This is a genomic window from Paraburkholderia phenoliruptrix (assembly GCF_047325075.1).
GTDB lineage: Bacteria > Pseudomonadota > Gammaproteobacteria > Burkholderiales > Burkholderiaceae > Paraburkholderia > Paraburkholderia phenoliruptrix.
This window is the reverse complement of the sequence record NZ_CP168531.1, coordinates 3,131,238-3,146,232: the sequence shown is the minus strand read 5'-3', so window position 1 is coordinate 3,146,232 and position 14,995 is coordinate 3,131,238. Positions and strand designations below refer to the sequence as shown.

14 protein-coding genes and 1 tRNA gene are annotated in these 14,995 nt (G+C 61.8%); all 15 read left to right on the top strand.

Annotated features, from left to right (window positions below):
* Window positions 1–200 precede the first annotated feature (200 nt).
* The 15 genes from rpsO (at window position 201) to nuoI (ending at window position 14,935) form a co-directional block, all read left to right on the top strand.
* A complete protein-coding gene (gene rpsO, locus ACEN8U_RS25970) occupies window positions 201–473 on the top strand; it encodes a 30S ribosomal protein S15 (RefSeq protein WP_006048211.1) in 273 nt (90 codons plus the stop codon).
* Window positions 474–890: 417 nt separating this feature from the next.
* Window positions 891–3,038 carry a polyribonucleotide nucleotidyltransferase gene (gene pnp, locus ACEN8U_RS25965; RefSeq protein WP_310106241.1) on the top strand — a complete coding sequence of 716 codons (2,148 nt, stop codon included), beginning with the start codon at window positions 891–893 and terminating at the stop codon, window positions 3,036–3,038.
* A gap of 274 nt (window positions 3,039–3,312) precedes the next feature.
* Window positions 3,313–4,329 (top strand): NAD(P)H-quinone oxidoreductase, encoded by a 1,017-nt coding sequence (locus tag ACEN8U_RS25960; RefSeq protein ID WP_310106243.1) that lies wholly within the window; start codon window positions 3,313–3,315, stop codon window positions 4,327–4,329.
* Between the two features lie 172 nt (window positions 4,330–4,501).
* Entirely contained in the window at window positions 4,502–5,281 is a 780-nt protein-coding gene (tpiA, locus tag ACEN8U_RS25955) for a triose-phosphate isomerase (RefSeq protein WP_310106245.1), read from the top strand.
* Window positions 5,282–5,362: 81 nt separating this feature from the next.
* The gene (secG, locus tag ACEN8U_RS25950; RefSeq protein ID WP_310106248.1) at window positions 5,363–5,749 is read left to right on the top strand and encodes a preprotein translocase subunit SecG; all 387 of its coding nucleotides are present in this window, start codon (window positions 5,363–5,365) and stop codon (window positions 5,747–5,749) included.
* A 112-nt stretch (window positions 5,750–5,861) separates the two neighbouring features.
* A tRNA-Leu gene (locus tag ACEN8U_RS25945) sits at window positions 5,862–5,946 on the top strand.
* 160 nt (window positions 5,947–6,106) lie between these two features.
* On the top strand, window positions 6,107–6,466 hold the full coding sequence (locus ACEN8U_RS25940; protein ID WP_013587773.1) for an NADH-quinone oxidoreductase subunit A: 360 nt from the start codon (window positions 6,107–6,109) through the stop codon (window positions 6,464–6,466).
* Window positions 6,467–6,529: 63 nt separating this feature from the next.
* Window positions 6,530–7,009: a NuoB/complex I 20 kDa subunit family protein gene (locus ACEN8U_RS25935; RefSeq protein ID WP_006052903.1), complete on the top strand. Its 480-nt coding sequence runs from the start codon at window positions 6,530–6,532 to the stop codon at window positions 7,007–7,009.
* Window positions 7,010–7,028: 19 nt separating this feature from the next.
* On the top strand, window positions 7,029–7,631 hold the full coding sequence (locus tag ACEN8U_RS25930) for an NADH-quinone oxidoreductase subunit C (RefSeq protein WP_013587774.1): 603 nt from the start codon (window positions 7,029–7,031) through the stop codon (window positions 7,629–7,631).
* Window positions 7,632–7,640: 9 nt separating this feature from the next.
* Window positions 7,641–8,894, top strand: a complete 1,254-nt coding sequence (locus ACEN8U_RS25925) for an NADH-quinone oxidoreductase subunit D (RefSeq protein WP_013587775.1) — start codon at window positions 7,641–7,643, stop codon at window positions 8,892–8,894.
* A gap of 131 nt (window positions 8,895–9,025) precedes the next feature.
* Entirely contained in the window at window positions 9,026–9,511 is a 486-nt protein-coding gene (gene nuoE / locus ACEN8U_RS25920; protein ID WP_013587776.1) for an NADH-quinone oxidoreductase subunit NuoE, read from the top strand.
* A complete protein-coding gene (gene nuoF, locus ACEN8U_RS25915) occupies window positions 9,508–10,836 on the top strand; it encodes an NADH-quinone oxidoreductase subunit NuoF (protein ID WP_013587777.1) in 1,329 nt (442 codons plus the stop codon). Before nuoE ends, nuoF begins: the two co-directional genes overlap by 4 nt.
* Before the next feature lie 196 nt (window positions 10,837–11,032).
* Window positions 11,033–13,366 (top strand): NADH-quinone oxidoreductase subunit NuoG, encoded by a 2,334-nt coding sequence (gene nuoG / locus ACEN8U_RS25910; RefSeq protein ID WP_310106251.1) that lies wholly within the window; start codon window positions 11,033–11,035, stop codon window positions 13,364–13,366.
* Window positions 13,367–14,431 (top strand): NADH-quinone oxidoreductase subunit NuoH, encoded by a 1,065-nt coding sequence (gene nuoH / locus ACEN8U_RS25905; protein ID WP_006052897.1) that lies wholly within the window; start codon window positions 13,367–13,369, stop codon window positions 14,429–14,431.
* 15 nt (window positions 14,432–14,446) lie between these two features.
* Window positions 14,447–14,935, top strand: coding sequence for an NADH-quinone oxidoreductase subunit NuoI (gene nuoI / locus ACEN8U_RS25900; protein ID WP_013587779.1), 489 nt, complete (start codon window positions 14,447–14,449; stop codon window positions 14,933–14,935).
* Window positions 14,936–14,995 lie beyond the last annotated feature (60 nt).

Here is a 14,995-nt window from a genome sequence, read left to right as displayed (position 1 = left end):
GGGGTTCGCGGCGGGATTGCACTGTGCTACAATACGCGTCCCGTTGCGTTGCCGGCAGTACACGAGCTGTCCGAAAAGCGGTTTTACAGCAGTTTGTAAAGCAGCAGGTTGGAAAGCAGTTTGCGGCGCCAGTTTGCACGGGTAATCCACGGCACGGCCTTTCTTCCGTGACCGCCTGTCTAGTTCTCAAGGAAATCGACATGTCCGCAGTTGACACAAGCAAGAAGTCCGAAGTCGTCGCGCAATTCGCACGCGCAGCCAACGATACCGGCTCCCCCGAAGTTCAGGTCGCGCTGCTCACGACCCGCATCAACGAACTGACCGTTCACTTCAAGGCACACGCGAAAGATCATCACAGCCGCCGCGGTCTGCTGCGCATGGTGAGCCGCCGCCGCAAGCTGCTCGACTACCTGAAGGGTAAGGACGCGGACCGTTACCGCGCTCTGATCGAGAAGCTGGGTCTGCGTAAGTAAGCGGCCGGTAATCGGCCAGTCGTTCAGCAAGATGCCTGTGTCAGTTCCGCTGATGCAGGCATTTTGTTTTTGCGCGGCGTGCATCGCGTGAGGTGCGCCGCCGGGCTTCGCAGCGGCGTGTCGGTTCGCGCGGCGGGCTCGCAGCAGTGAAGGCAGTAACAGGCAATAACAGGCAGCAGAAAATAGCAGCAGAACGCAGCACAAAGCAGTAGAAAAAGCAGAAATAGAAACATGGCCGGGCTTCAGGGCGGAGCTTTGTGTCATTCCAGCGGTTCGCGCGCCTCGCCGGCTTTCGCACGACCGGCGACGCAGCATGCGGCTCTCTGGAATGGCATAACACACCTCTTCCCATGCGGCGCCGGTCCTGGCGTTGCCGCGCCGCTTCTGTTCCGCGCGGCATTACGATGAGGAAAAGCAATGACTATGTTCAGCAAGGTCGTCAAAGAATTTAAGTGGGGACAACACAACGTTCGCCTCGAAACCGGTGAAATCGCTCGCCAGGCGAGCGGCGCAGTCATCGTCGACGTCGAAGACACCGTGGTTCTGGCAACCGTGGTCGGCGCCAAGACGGCGAAGCCGGGCCAGGACTTCTTCCCGCTGACGGTCGACTATCTCGAGAAGACCTACGCTGCCGGCAAGATTCCGGGCGGGTTCTTCCGCCGCGAAGGCCGTCCGTCGGAAGGCGAAACGCTGATTTCGCGCCTGATCGACCGTCCGCTGCGTCCGCTGTTCCCGGAAGGCTTTTACAACGAAGTGCAGGTCGTCATTCACGTTCTGTCGCTGAACCCGGACATCCCCGCCGACATTCCCGCGCTGATCGGCGCGTCGGCGGCGCTCGCGGTGTCCGGTCTGCCGTTCAACGGCCCGGTCGGCGCAGCGCGTGTGGCTTACATCAACAACGAATACGTGCTGAACCCGACGCGTCCGCAAATGAAGGACTCGGCGCTCGACCTCGTGGTCGCCGGTACGGAACGCGCGGTGCTGATGGTGGAATCGGAAGCGCAGCAGCTGAGCGAAGAAGTGATGCTCGGCGCCGTGGTATTCGGCCATGAGCAGATGCAAGTCGCGATCGACGCCATCCACGATCTGGTCCGCGAAGGCGGCAAGCCGGAATGGGATTGGCAACCGGCCGCGAAGAACGAGCCGCTGATCGCGCGCGTGACGGAACTGGCGCAAGCCGACCTGCTCGCGGCTTATCAGATCCGCGACAAGCAGGCGCGGTCGACCAAGCTGAAGGAAGTCTACGCAGCGGTGTCGGCGAAGCTGGAAGAAGAAGCCGCCGCAAGCGGCACGGTGGCGGCCGACAAGGCGACCGTCGGCAATGTGCTGTTCGACATCGAAGCGAAGATCGTCCGTACGCAGATCCTGAACGGCGAGCCGCGTATCGACGGACGCGACACCCGCACGGTGCGCCCGATCGAGATCCGCACCGGCGTGCTGCCGCGCACCCACGGCTCGGCGCTCTTCACGCGCGGCGAAACGCAGGCGCTGGTGGTGGCCACGCTCGGCACGAAGGGCGACGAGCAGAACATCGACGCGCTCGAAGGCGAGTACCGCGAACGTTTCATGCTTCACTACAACATGCCCCCGTTCGCGACCGGCGAAACGGGTCGCGTCGGCTCGCCGAAGCGCCGCGAAATCGGTCACGGCCGCCTGGCGAAGCGCGCGCTGGCCGCGTGCCTGCCGAGCGCCGACGAATTCGGCTACTCGATCCGCGTCGTGTCGGAAATCACGGAATCGAACGGTTCTTCGTCGATGGCTTCGGTGTGCGGCGGCTGCCTCGCGCTGATGGACGCCGGCGTGCCGATGAAGGCGCACGTCGCCGGCATCGCCATGGGCCTGATTCTCGAAGGCAACAAGTTCGCTGTGCTGACCGACATCCTCGGCGACGAAGATCACCTCGGCGACATGGACTTCAAGGTGGCGGGCACGGAGCAGGGCGTGACCGCGCTGCAGATGGACATCAAGATCCAGGGCATCACGAAGGAAATCATGCAGGTCGCCCTCGCGCAGGCGAAGGAAGGCCGCATGCATATCCTCGGCAAGATGACTTCGGCGGTGTCGGGCGCGAACACGCAATTGTCGGAGTTCGCACCGCGCATGATCACCATCAAGATCAACCCGGAAAAGATCCGCGACGTGATCGGCAAGGGCGGTTCGGTGATCCGCGCGCTGACGGAAGAAACCGGCACGACGATCGATATTTCCGACGACGGCGTCGTGACCATCGCAAGCACCAGCAGCGAAGGCATGGCCGAAGCGAAAAAGCGTATCGAGAACATCACGCTGGAAGTCGAAGTGGGCCAGGTCTACGAGGGCACGGTGCTCAAGCTGCTCGATTTCGGCGCGATCGTGAACATCCTGCCGGGCAAGGACGGTCTGCTGCACATCTCCGAAATCGCCAACGAGCGTGTCAAGGACATCAACGACTACCTGAAGGACGGCCAGCAGGTGAAAGTCAAGGTCATCCAGACGGACGAGAAGGGCCGCGTGCGTTTGTCCGCGAAGGCGTTGTTGAACGACGCCGCGTCGGGTGCGCCGCAAGGCGAGCCGACGCCGCAGTAAAGCGGTAGTGGCACAACGGCCGGCAGCGCGAAGGCGCGCCGGCCGTTTTTCATGGTGGACGCAGGGTGAATTGCGTTGCGGATGGCTGCGGGGCGCTCAAACGGGCCCAAAGGCGCCCAAACGGTACGCTGCTTGCATCGGGGCGGTTGGCGAAAATCGGGTAGCGCGCACGTCATTGTCGCAATCGGGGGACAATGCGCATGAGGTCCCGCCAGCGCGGACCGCGTAGACAACGCGCGGTGTGCAACGCAATCCAATCTTGGAGTTGACGCAGATGAAAGCGATCGAAATCACGGAATTCGGAGCGCCGGAAGTTCTCAAGCTCGCGGAGCGGCCCACGCCGCAGCCCAAAGCGGGCGAGGTGCTGATCAAGGTGGCGGCTTCCGGCATCAACCGTCCGGACGTGTTTCAGCGCAAGGGCACCTATGCGCCGCCGCCGGGTGCGTCCGACCTGCCGGGGCTGGAGGTGGCGGGGGAAATCGTCGGCGGTGACATCGACGAAAGGAACAATCCGTTTGGTTTGAAAATCGGCGATCGCGTCTGTGCGCTGCTGGCGGGCGGCGGCTACGCCGAATACGCCGTCGCGCCGTTGTTGCAGTGCCTGCCGGCGCCGGCCGGTCTGTCGGATGTCGAGGCTGCCTCGCTGCCGGAGACGTTTTTTACCGTGTGGAGCAATGTGTTCGACCGCGCGCAGCTCGGCAAGGGCGAGGGTGGCGCGAACGAAACGCTGCTGGTGCAAGGCGGCTCGAGCGGCATCGGCGTGACCGCGATCCAGATCGCGCACGCGCTCGGTTTCCGCGTTTTCGCAACCGCCGGTTCGGACGACAAATGTCGCGCGTGCGAAGCGCTCGGCGCCGAGCGTGCGATCAACTACAAGACTGAAGATTTCGTCGAAGTCATCAAGTCGCTGACCAACGATCGCGGCGTCGACGTGGTGCTCGACATGGTGGCCGGCAGTTACGTGTCGCGCGAGCTGACGGCGTTGGCAGACGGCGGCCGTATTGTGCTGATCGCGCTGTTGGGCGGCGCGAAAGCGGAACTCAACCTCAACGAAGTGCTGCGTCGCCGCTTGACCGTGACGGGCTCGACGCTGCGTCCGCGGCCGGTGGAGTTCAAGGCGAAAATTGCTGCGCAGTTGAAGGAGCAGGTGTGGCCCCATCTGGAAGGCGGGCGAATCAAACCGGTGGTGCATCGGGTATTTCCCGCCGCGCAGGCCGCCGACGCGCACGCGCTGATGGAAAGCAGCACGCATGTCGGCAAGATTGTGCTGACGTGGGGTCAGGACGCTTGATACGAGCCGTCCGGCGGCGGGAGCGGGTGCCAACGCGTGTGTTTGACCCGATCTCCCCCACGCAGTAAAATTGCGCGTTTTGCGCGCGCCGCATGAATCCGAAAGGCGGACTGTAAGCGCAACGAAACACGCGCAAGCGAGGCCCGCCGTCAACAGAAGACAAGACGAGACGATGTCGACACAACGAGCCAAACTGGTAGTGGGTAACTGGAAGATGCATGGGCGCCTCGCCGAGAACGCCGGGCTGCTGCAGGCCGTGGCGAAAGGCGCGGGCGAACTGCCGGTTGCGGTGCGCGTAGGCGTGTGCGTGCCGAGCCCGTATCTCGCGCAAGCGCAGTCGTTGCTCGAAGGCAGCCGGGTGGTGTGGGGTGTGCAGGATGTTTCCGCTTTTACGCACGGTGCCTATACCGGCGAAGTCGCTGCGCAAATGGTGACGGATTTCGGCGCCACGTTTGCAATCGTCGGGCACTCGGAGCGGCGTGCCTATCACCGCGAGAGCGCGGAGCTCGTCGCGGTCAAGACGCAGCGTGCGCTCGAGGCGGGCTTGACGCCGATCGTGTGTGTCGGCGAAACGCTGGAAGAGCGGGAAGCGAGCGCGACGGAGCAGGTGGTCGGCGCGCAGCTGGACGAAGTGCTGGCGAAACTGTCGGCGCAAGAAGCGGCGCATATCATCGTCGCCTATGAGCCGGTCTGGGCTATCGGCACCGGCAAGAGCGCGAGTTCGGAGCAGGCGCAGGCGGTCCACGCGTTTTTGCGCGCGCGTCTTGCGGTAAAGGGTGCTGAGGTCGCGGGCGTGCCGCTGTTGTATGGCGGCAGCGTGAAGCCCGACAATGCGGAAGAGTTGTTCCGTCAGCAGGATATCGACGGCGGCCTGATCGGCGGCGCGTCGTTGAAGGACCAGGATTTTCTGGCGATCTGCAAGGCGGCGGCTGCAACGGCAGCCGCGAGTTGAGCAGGGCGCCGCGTCGGGGATGACCCATTCCGGGTCTCGCAGTTTGCGAGTCTCGGCTCAATAAAGACTCAGGTGAGTGTAATGCTGTATTTGAAAACTTTGATTATCGTCGTTCAGCTGTTGTCGGCGCTCGGGGTCATCGGCCTCGTCTTGCTGCAGCACGGCAAAGGCGCCGATATGGGCGCGGCATTCGGCAGCGGCGCGTCGGGCAGTCTGTTCGGTGCGACCGGCTCGGCAAACTTCCTGTCGCGCACCACCGCCGTGCTTGCCGCCGTATTTTTTGTTACAACGCTGGCGCTCACGTATCTCGGCGCGTATCGCGTGAAACCGTCGGCCGGCGTGCTGGGCGCGGCAGTCACGGCGCCGGTCGCCGCGTCGGCTGCTCCCGCTGCGTCCACGCCGGCTGGTGGTTCGGCTGCGCTCGCGGCATCGGCTGCGTCCGTGCCTGCTACCGACGTGCCGAAATAAATTTTCGTAGAAAGTGCGTTTGTGCGTTGAACAATCTGTTTAAAGCAGTTACAATCTAAGTCTTGAAGCGATTCGCGGGTTTTACAAGTTGTTTTCCCGGATTGCATACAGTGCCGACGTGGTGAAATTGGTAGACACGCTATCTTGAGGGGGTAGTGGCGAAAGCTGTGCGAGTTCGAGTCTCGCCGTCGGCACCAAATGTTATCTAAATGCCAGCCGCTTGCTTCGCTTCGGCTGGCATTTTCACTTCTGGCGCGCCGTTTGCGTTGGTCTGCGGCGTGTACGTCTCAGAAGTGATTTCTCGTCAGGGGTGCTATGCTCCTGACGGCACTCAGAACCAACCGATTGAGGATAGTCTTGAACCTCGCAGCCTATTTCCCCGTCTTGTTGTTCCTCCTTGTGGGCACCGGTTTAGGCGTAGCACTGGTCAGTATCGGCAAGATCCTCGGTCCTAACAAGCCCGATACCGAGAAAAACGCACCGTATGAGTGCGGCTTCGAAGCGTTCGAAGACGCGCGCATGAAGTTCGACGTGCGCTATTACCTCGTCGCCATTCTCTTCATCATTTTCGATCTTGAAACCGCGTTCCTGTTCCCGTGGGGTGTGGCCCTGCGCGACATCGGCTGGCCTGGCTTCATGGCGATGATGATTTTCCTGCTCGAATTCCTGCTGGGCTTCGCCTATATCTGGAAGAAGGGCGGCCTCGACTGGGAATGATGGTTTAATCGCCGGTTTGCGTGGGTGGCTAAAGCTTGCCGCCCCGTCTGGAGTGGAAAGCAAATGAGTATCGAAGGGGTCTTGAAGGAAGGGTTTGTCACCACGACGGCTGACAAACTGATCAACTGGACGCGCACCGGCTCCCTGTGGCCAATGACGTTCGGTCTGGCGTGCTGCGCGGTCGAGATGATGCATGCGGGCGCGGCCCGTTATGATCTCGACCGTTTTGGCGTGGTGTTTCGTCCCAGTCCGCGTCAGTCGGACGTGATGATCGTCGCCGGCACGCTGTGTAACAAAATGGCGCCGGCTCTGCGCAAGGTGTACGACCAGATGGCGGAGCCGCGCTGGGTGATTTCCATGGGTTCGTGCGCGAACGGCGGCGGCTATTACCACTACTCGTATTCGGTGGTGCGTGGCTGCGATCGCATTGTGCCGGTCGACGTCTATGTGCCGGGTTGCCCGCCCACAGCGGAGGCGCTGGTTTACGGCGTGATCCAGTTGCAGGCCAAGATTCGCCGCACCAACACAATCGCCCGTCAATAAGGCAACGCCTCCCCACAATATGGCAAGCAAACTCGAGACCCTGAAAGCGAACCTCGAGGCGGCCTTTGGCGGCCTCCTGCTGAGCACTACCGAGGCAATCGGTGAGTTGACGATCGTCGTGAAAGCAAGCGACTACCTCAACGTGGCAACGCGTCTGCGCGATGACCGCTCGCTCGGTTTCGACCAGATGATGGACCTGTGCGGCGTCGACTATCAAACGTACGCCGACGGCGCTTACGACGGTCCGCGTTTCGCGGCCGTTCTGCATTTGTTGTCGGTGCAGAATAACTGGCGTCTGCGGCTGCGCGTGTTCGCGCCGGACGACGACATGCCCATTCTGCCGTCCGTCGTCGAAGTCTGGAATTCCGCGAACTGGTACGAGCGCGAAGCCTTCGACCTCTACGGCATCGTTTTCGAAGGCCACCCCGACCTGCGCCGCATTCTCACCGACTACGGCTTCATTGGTCACCCGTTCCGTAAAGATTTCCCTGTTTCCGGCTACGTCGAAATGCGTTACGACCCGGAAGAAAAGCGCGTCGTCTATCAGCCCGTGACGATCGAGCCGCGGGAAATCACGCCGCGCGTGATCCGCGAGGATCGCTATGGCGGTCTGAAACACTAAGAGAACGCCATGGCAGAGATCAAGAACTACACGCTCAACTTCGGCCCGCAGCACCCGGCAGCGCACGGTGTGCTGCGCCTCGTGCTGGAGCTCGACGGCGAAGTCATTCAGCGCGCCGACCCGCATATCGGCCTTTTGCATCGCGCTACCGAAAAGCTCGCCGAAACCAAAACGTTCATCCAGTCGGTGCCGTATATGGACCGTCTCGACTACGTGTCGATGATGGTCAACGAGCACGGCTATGTGATGGCCATCGAAAAGCTGCTCGGCATCGAAGTGCCGGTGCGCGCGCAGTACATTCGCGTGATGTTCGACGAAATCACGCGCGTGCTGAACCATCTGATGTGGATCGGCGCGCACGCGCTCGACGTCGGTGCAATGGCTGTATTCCTGTACGCGTTCCGCGAGCGGGAAGATCTGATGGACGTGTACGAAGCGGTGTCCGGTGCGCGGATGCACGCGGCCTATTACCGTCCGGGCGGCGTCTATCGCGATCTGCCTGACGCAATGCCGCAATATAAGGCGTCGAAGATTCGCAATGCGAAGGCATTGTCGAAGATGAACGAGAACCGTCAAGGTTCGCTGCTCGATTTCATCGACGATTTCTTCACGCGTTTCCCGACGTACGTCGACGAATACGAGACGCTGCTCACCGACAACCGCATCTGGAAACAGCGTCTGGTCGGCATCGGCGTGGTCAGCCCCGAGCGCGCTTTGCAGCTCGGCATGTCCGGCGCAATGCTGCGCGGTTCTGGCGTCGAATGGGATCTGCGCAAGAAACAGCCGTACGAAGTGTACGAAAAGCTCGACTTCGACATTCCGGTCGGCGTGAACGGCGACTGCTACGACCGCTATCTGGTTCGCGTCGAGGAAATGCGCCAGTCCACGCGTATTGTGAAACAGTGCATTGAGTGGCTGCGCAAGAATCCGGGCCCTGTGATGATCGACAATCACAAGGTGGCACCGCCGTCGCGCGTGGGCATGAAGTCGAACATGGAAGAACTGATTCACCACTTCAAGCTGTTCACGGAAGGCTTCCATGTGCCGGAAGGCGAGACGTATGCCGCAGTGGAACATCCGAAGGGCGAGTTCGGTATCTACCTGATCTCGGACGGCGCGAACAAGCCGTATCGCCTCAAGATTCGCGCGCCGGGCTATGCGCACCTGTCCGCACTGGACGAAATGGCGCGCGGGCACATGATCGCCGACGCCGTGACGATCATCGGCACGCAGGACATCGTGTTCGGCGAAGTCGATCGCTAGGACGTAATCATCGGCGCGCGCGTTCGGGTAGGTCACAAGCGCGCGTCAAGCAAAGGAACGCCGGGTCTGTCGCAGCACGAAGTGAGCGACAGGTTTTCGTTCGGTAGGAATTGAAAGAGTCGTGTCTGAAAATGATCTCAGCTGAAGGCCTGAAAGAAATCGATCGTGCGATCGCGAAGTATCCCGCCGATCAGAAACAGTCCGCCGTGATGTCGGCGTTGGCCACTGCTCAGGAAGAGCATGGCTGGCTCTCGCCCGAACTCATGCAGTTCGTCGCGGACTACCTCGGCATGCCGGCTGTCGCCGTGCAGGAGGTCGCAACCTTCTACACGATGTATGAGACGTCGCCCGTCGGCAAGTACAAGATCACGCTCTGCACGAACCTGCCGTGCCAGCTCGGCCCGGACGGCGGCTCCGACAGCGCCGCTGAATATCTGAAGCAGAAGCTCGGCATCGACTTCGGCGAAACCACGGCCGACGGCAAATTCACCTTGAAAGAAGGCGAATGCATGGGTTCGTGCGGCGACGCGCCGGTGATGCTGGTGAATAACCATCGCATGTGCAGCTTCATGAGCCGCGAGAAGATCGACCAGCTGCTCGAGGAACTTTCGAAATGACGTCTTTACACGATCGTCACATCAAACCGCTGATTCTCGCTGGCCTGAACGGCGACAACTGGCATCTCGAAGACTATGTGGCGCGCGGCGGTTATGCCCAGCTGCGCCGTATTCTGGAAGAAAAGATTCCGCCCGAGCAGGTGATCGCCGACGTCAAGGCGTCGGGTCTGCGCGGCCGTGGCGGTGCGGGCTTCCCGACCGGTCTGAAGTGGAGCTTCATGCCGCGTCAGTTTCCGGGGCAGAAGTACCTGGTCTGTAACTCGGACGAAGGCGAACCGGGCACGTTCAAAGACCGCGACATTCTGCGCTTCAATCCGCATTCGCTGATTGAAGGTATGGCCATCGGCGCGTACGCGATGGGCATTACGGTCGGCTACAACTATATCCACGGCGAAATCTGGGAAGTCTACAAGCGCTTTGAAGAAGCGTTGGACGAAGCTCGCCGCGCTGGGTTCCTCGGCGAGAACATCATGGGTTCGGGCTTTTCGTTCGAACTGCATGCGCACCATGGCTATGGCGCCTACATCTGCGGCGAGGAAACGGCGCTGCTCGAGTCGCTGGAAGGCAAGAAGGGCCAGCCGCGCTTCAAGCCACCGTTCCCGGCGAGCTTCGGCGTGTACGGCAAGCCGACCACCATCAACAACACCGAGACGTTCGCCGCAGTGCCGTTCCTGCTCGCCATCGGCCCGCAGAATTACCTCGAAATCGGCAAGCCGAATAACGGCGGCACGAAGATCTTCTCGATTTCCGGCGACGTCGAACGTCCGGGCAATTACGAGGTTCCGCTCGGCACGCCGTTCGCCACGCTGATGGAACTCGCGGGCGGCATGCGCGGCGGCAGAAAGATCAAGGCGGTCATTCCCGGCGGGTCGTCGGCGCCGGTCATTCCCGGCGACATCATGATGCAGACGGACCTCGACTACGACTCGATCGCGAAGGCGGGCTCCATGCTCGGCTCCGGCGCGGTCATCGTCATGGACGAAACGCGCTGCATGGTGCGCTCGCTGCTGCGCCTGTCGTACTTCTATTACGAAGAGTCGTGCGGTCAGTGCACGCCTTGCCGTGAGGGCACGGGCTGGCTGTATCGCGTCGTGCATCGCATCGAGCATGGGCTCGGCCGTCCGGAAGACCTGGATCTGCTGAACTCGGTCGCGGAAAACATCATGGGCCGCACGATCTGCGCGCTCGGCGATGCGGCGGCCATGCCGGTTCGCGGCATGCTCAAGCACTACTGGGACGAATTCGAATATCACGTCGCTCACAAGCATTGCCTTGTCGGCGGTCATGCGGGTGCTGCGGCGGCAGCCGAAACAGTGGCGGCCTGATCGAACTTTGGAATGAGCTTCAAAGTGAGCTCCAGATTGCCCGAGGCGCGAACCTAAAGCGCTCGGGCAAGCGCCGGGCAAGCAACGCGCCGGACAGCTACGCACCAGAACACGTCAACCACGGGATTCATTGCAGAAGCCTGCGATGAACGGGGCGAACGATTGAGCGGTAACAGGTTAAGGAAGATTGACCATCATGGTTGAACTTGAAATAGACGGCAAGAAGGTAGAAGTGCCCGAAGGCAGCATGGTGATCCAGGCTGCGCATAAGGTCGACACGTACATTCCGCACTTCTGCTATCACAAGAAGCTGTCGATTGCGGCCAACTGCCGGATGTGTCTCGTCGATGTCGAAAAGATGCCGAAGGCCGTGCCCGCATGCGCGACGCCCGTTTCGGCCGGCATGGTCGTGCGCACGAAGTCGGAAAAAGCAGTGAAGGGTCAGCAATCCGTGATGGAATTCCTGCTGATCAACCACCCGCTGGATTGCCCGATCTGCGATCAGGGCGGCGAGTGTCAGTTGCAGGATCTGGCGGTGGGCTACGGCAAGTCGTCGTCGCGCTACAGCGAAGAAAAGCGTGTGGTGTTCCACAAGAACGTCGGGCCGCTGATCTCGATGGAAGAAATGTCGCGTTGCATTCACTGCACGCGCTGTGTGCGCTTCGGCCAGGAAGTCGCCGGCGTGATGGAACTCGGCATGCTGGGCCGCGGCGAGCATTCGGAAATCACGTCGTTCGTCGGCAAGACGGTGGACTCCGAACTGTCCGGCAACATGATCGACCTGTGCCCGGTCGGGGCGCTGACCAGCAAGCCGTTCCGCTACAGCGCCCGTACGTGGGAACTGTCGCGCCGCAAGTCGGTGAGCCCGCACGATTCCGTCGGCGCAAACCTGGTGGTGCAGGTGAAGAACAACCGCGTCATGCGCGTTTTGCCGTTCGAAAACGAAGCGATCAACGAATGCTGGATTTCGGACAAGGACCGCTTCTCGTACGAAGGCCTGAATAGCCCGGAGCGTCTCACGCAGCCCATGCTGAAGCAGGGCGGCAAGTGGGTGGAAACCGACTGGCAGACGGCGCTCGACTACGTGGTCAAGGGTCTGAAGGGTATCAAGGGCGACCACGGCGCAAATGCGCTGGCTGCGCTCGGGAGCGCCCACAGCACGGTGGAAGAACTGTTCCTGCTGAAGCAGCTGGCGCAAGCGGTCGGCACGCCTAACGTCGACTTCCGTCTGCGTCAGTCGGATTTCTCGGCTCCTGTCAACGGCGCGCCGTGGCTCGGCACCACGATTGCAGACCTGTCGAATATCGACTCCGCGCTCGTGATCGGTTCGGACCTGCGTCGCGATCACCCGCTCTTCGCCGCGCGCCTGCGTCAGGCCGCGAAGGGCGGCGCGAAGCTCACGCTGGTGCAAGCGAGCGGCGACGACGCGCTGATTCCGCAAGCACAACGTATCGCCGCTGCGCCGTCGGCATGGCTCCAGGCACTGGGCGGCATCGCATCGGCGGTCTCGCAGGCGAACGGCACCGCGTTGCCGGAAGCGTTCTCCGGCGTAGAAGCCACGGAAGCCGACAAGGACGCCGCAAAGTCGCTGGCTACGGGCGAACGCCGCCTTGTGCTGCTCGGCAACGGCGCGGTGCGTCATCCGGATTTCGCGGTCATTCATGCGGCGGCGCAATGGATCGCCGACGCAACCGGCGCAACGCTCGGCTTCCTGACGGAAGCGGCGAACACGGTCGGCGCCCATCTCGTGAATGCATTGCCGGGCGAGGGCGGTCTGAATGCTCGCGAAGTATTCGAGCAGCCGCGCAAGGGCTATGTGCTGCTGAACTTCGAACCGGAATTCGATACGGCCAATCCGGTTGAGGCGCTGGCCGCACTGAAGCAGGCGGAAATGGTCGTCGTCATGTCGCCGTTCCAGACGGGTGCCGAATACGCCGACGTGCTGCTGCCCATCGCGCCGTTCACCGAAACGGCCGGTACCTTTGTGAATGCGGAAGGCACGGTGCAGACGTTCAACGGCGTTGTGCGTCCCCTCGGCGACACGCGTCCTGCATGGAAAGTGTTGCGCGTGCTGGGCAGTCTGTTGGGCGCGTCCGGTTTCGAATACGACACGGCGGAAGAAGTGCGCACGGCGGCACTCGGCGACGGCGAACTGCAAGCGCGTCTGTCGAACCGCACGAGCGTGGCGGTTGCTCGCGGCAAGGCGGCCAAGGCAGCGGAAGGCAAGTTCGAGCGTATCGCCGACGTGCCCATCTACCACGCCGACCCGCTTGTCCGTCGCGCCGAGTCGCTGCATCTGACCGCCGCGGCGCGCGCCGCGAACAAGGTCGGCCTGCCGGCGGCGCTGTTCGACAAACTGGGTTTGAAGGAAGGCGACGCGGTTCGCGTGCGCCAGGGCGAGCAATCGGTGCAGTTGCCGGCCGTGCGCGATGCGAATCTTGCGGAGACGGTCGTCCGCGTGTCGGCGGCTACGCCTGCCGGTGCAGCGCTGGGCAGCCTGTTCGGTGAACTGGTGGTGGAGAAGGCGTAAATGAGCTTGTTCGATACGATCAACTCGGGCGGCACCCAGCTTCTCGGTGTGGCATGGCCCACGGTGTGGGCATTGGTGCGCATCCTGGTGGTGGCCGTCGTGATCCTGCTGTGCGTGGCTTACCTGATTCTGTGGGAGCGTAAGCTGATCGGCTGGATGCACGTGCGTCTCGGCCCGAACCGCGTCGGTCCCGCAGGTCTCTTGCAGCCGATCGCCGACGTGCTGAAGCTGTTGCTGAAAGAAGTGATTCAGCCGACCCAGGCAAGCCGCTGGATCTACATGATCGCGCCGATCATGGTGGTGGTGCCGGCCTTCGCGGTCTGGGCGGTGATTCCGTTCCAGGCGGGCGCGGTCCTCGGCGACATCAACGCAGGTCTGCTGTATGCGATCGCCATTTCGTCGATCGGCGTGTACGGCGTGATTCTGGCCGGCTGGGCGTCGAACTCGAAGTATGCGTTCCTTGGCGCCATGCGCGCCGCGGCGCAGATGGTGTCGTACGAAATTTCCATGGGCTTTGCGCTGGTCGTCGTGCTGATGACGGCCGGTACGCTGAACCTGTCGGACATCGTCGGTTCGCAGGAACGCGGCTTTTTCGCGGCGCACGGCCTGAACTTCCTGTCGTGGAACTGGCTGCCGCTGCTGCCGATGTTCGTCGTGTACTTCATCTCGGGCATCGCGGAAACGAACCGCCATCCGTTCGACGTGGTGGAAGGTGAGTCGGAAATCGTCGCGGGTCACATGATCGACTACTCGGGTATGGCGTTCGCGCTGTTCTTCCTCGCCGAGTACATCAACATGATCGTGATCTCGGCACTGGCGTCGACGCTGTTCCTCGGCGGCTGGAGTGCGCCGTTCGGCTTCCTGTCGTTTATCCCGGGTATCTTCTGGCTCGTCCTCAAGGTTTTCCTGCTGCTGTCGGTGTTCATCTGGGCGCGTGCCACGTTCCCGCGCTACCGCTATGACCAGATCATGCGTCTCGGCTGGAAGATTTTCATTCCCGTTTGCGTGGTGTGGCTGGTGGTGGTCGGCTTCTGGATCATGTCGCCGTGGAATATCTGGAAATAAAGGGCGGATGAACTCATGACCGCAATCCAAAACTTTTTCAAGACCTTCTTCCTGACGGAACTCGTCAAGGGCCTCGCGCTGACCGGGCGTTATACGTTCCAGCGCAAGGTCACCGTGCAGTTCCCGGAAGAGAAAACGCCCATTTCGCCGCGTTTTCGCGGACTGCATGCGCTGCGCCGTTATGAAAACGGCGAAGAGCGCTGCATCGCGTGCAAGCTGTGCGAAGCGGTGTGCCCGGCGCTCGCTATTACGATCGAGTCGGAAACGCGCGAGGACAACACGCGGCGCACCACGCGCTACGACATCGACCTGACCAAGTGCATCTTCTGCGGCTTCTGCGAAGAAAGCTGCCCGGTCGATTCGATCGTCGAGACGCACATTCTCGAGTATCACGGCGAAAAGCGCGGCGATCTGTACTTCACGAAGGAAATGCTGCTGGCCGTCGGCGATCGCTACGAAACGGAAATCGCCGCGAACAAGGCTGCCGACGCGCCGTATCGTTAAAGCGTCAAGTGAAGCGGTAGATGCGGCAGTCGCGCATCGAGTCAATGCAGCAGTAACACG

Excerpts from the sequence above, each read along its gene's own strand:
- rpsO (WP_006048211.1), top strand. The coding sequence starts at position 201 with ATGTCCGCAGTTGACACAAGCAAGAAGTCCGAAGTCGTCGCGCAATTC.
- pnp (WP_310106241.1), top strand. The coding sequence starts at position 891 with ATGACTATGTTCAGCAAGGTCGTCAAAGAATTTAAGTGGGGACAACAC.
- ACEN8U_RS25960 (WP_310106243.1), top strand. The coding sequence starts at position 3,313 with ATGAAAGCGATCGAAATCACGGAATTCGGAGCGCCGGAAGTTCTCAAG.
- tpiA (WP_310106245.1), top strand. The coding sequence starts at position 4,502 with ATGTCGACACAACGAGCCAAACTGGTAGTGGGTAACTGGAAGATGCAT.
- secG (WP_310106248.1), top strand. The coding sequence starts at position 5,363 with ATGCTGTATTTGAAAACTTTGATTATCGTCGTTCAGCTGTTGTCGGCG.
- ACEN8U_RS25935 (WP_006052903.1), top strand. The coding sequence starts at position 6,530 with ATGAGTATCGAAGGGGTCTTGAAGGAAGGGTTTGTCACCACGACGGCT.
- ACEN8U_RS25930 (WP_013587774.1), top strand. The coding sequence starts at position 7,029 with ATGGCAAGCAAACTCGAGACCCTGAAAGCGAACCTCGAGGCGGCCTTT.
- ACEN8U_RS25925 (WP_013587775.1), top strand. The coding sequence starts at position 7,641 with ATGGCAGAGATCAAGAACTACACGCTCAACTTCGGCCCGCAGCACCCG.
- nuoE (WP_013587776.1), top strand. The coding sequence starts at position 9,026 with ATGATCTCAGCTGAAGGCCTGAAAGAAATCGATCGTGCGATCGCGAAG.
- nuoF (WP_013587777.1), top strand. The coding sequence starts at position 9,508 with ATGACGTCTTTACACGATCGTCACATCAAACCGCTGATTCTCGCTGGC.
- nuoG (WP_310106251.1), top strand. The coding sequence starts at position 11,033 with ATGGTTGAACTTGAAATAGACGGCAAGAAGGTAGAAGTGCCCGAAGGC.
- nuoH (WP_006052897.1), top strand. The coding sequence starts at position 13,367 with ATGAGCTTGTTCGATACGATCAACTCGGGCGGCACCCAGCTTCTCGGT.
- nuoI (WP_013587779.1), top strand. The coding sequence starts at position 14,447 with ATGACCGCAATCCAAAACTTTTTCAAGACCTTCTTCCTGACGGAACTC.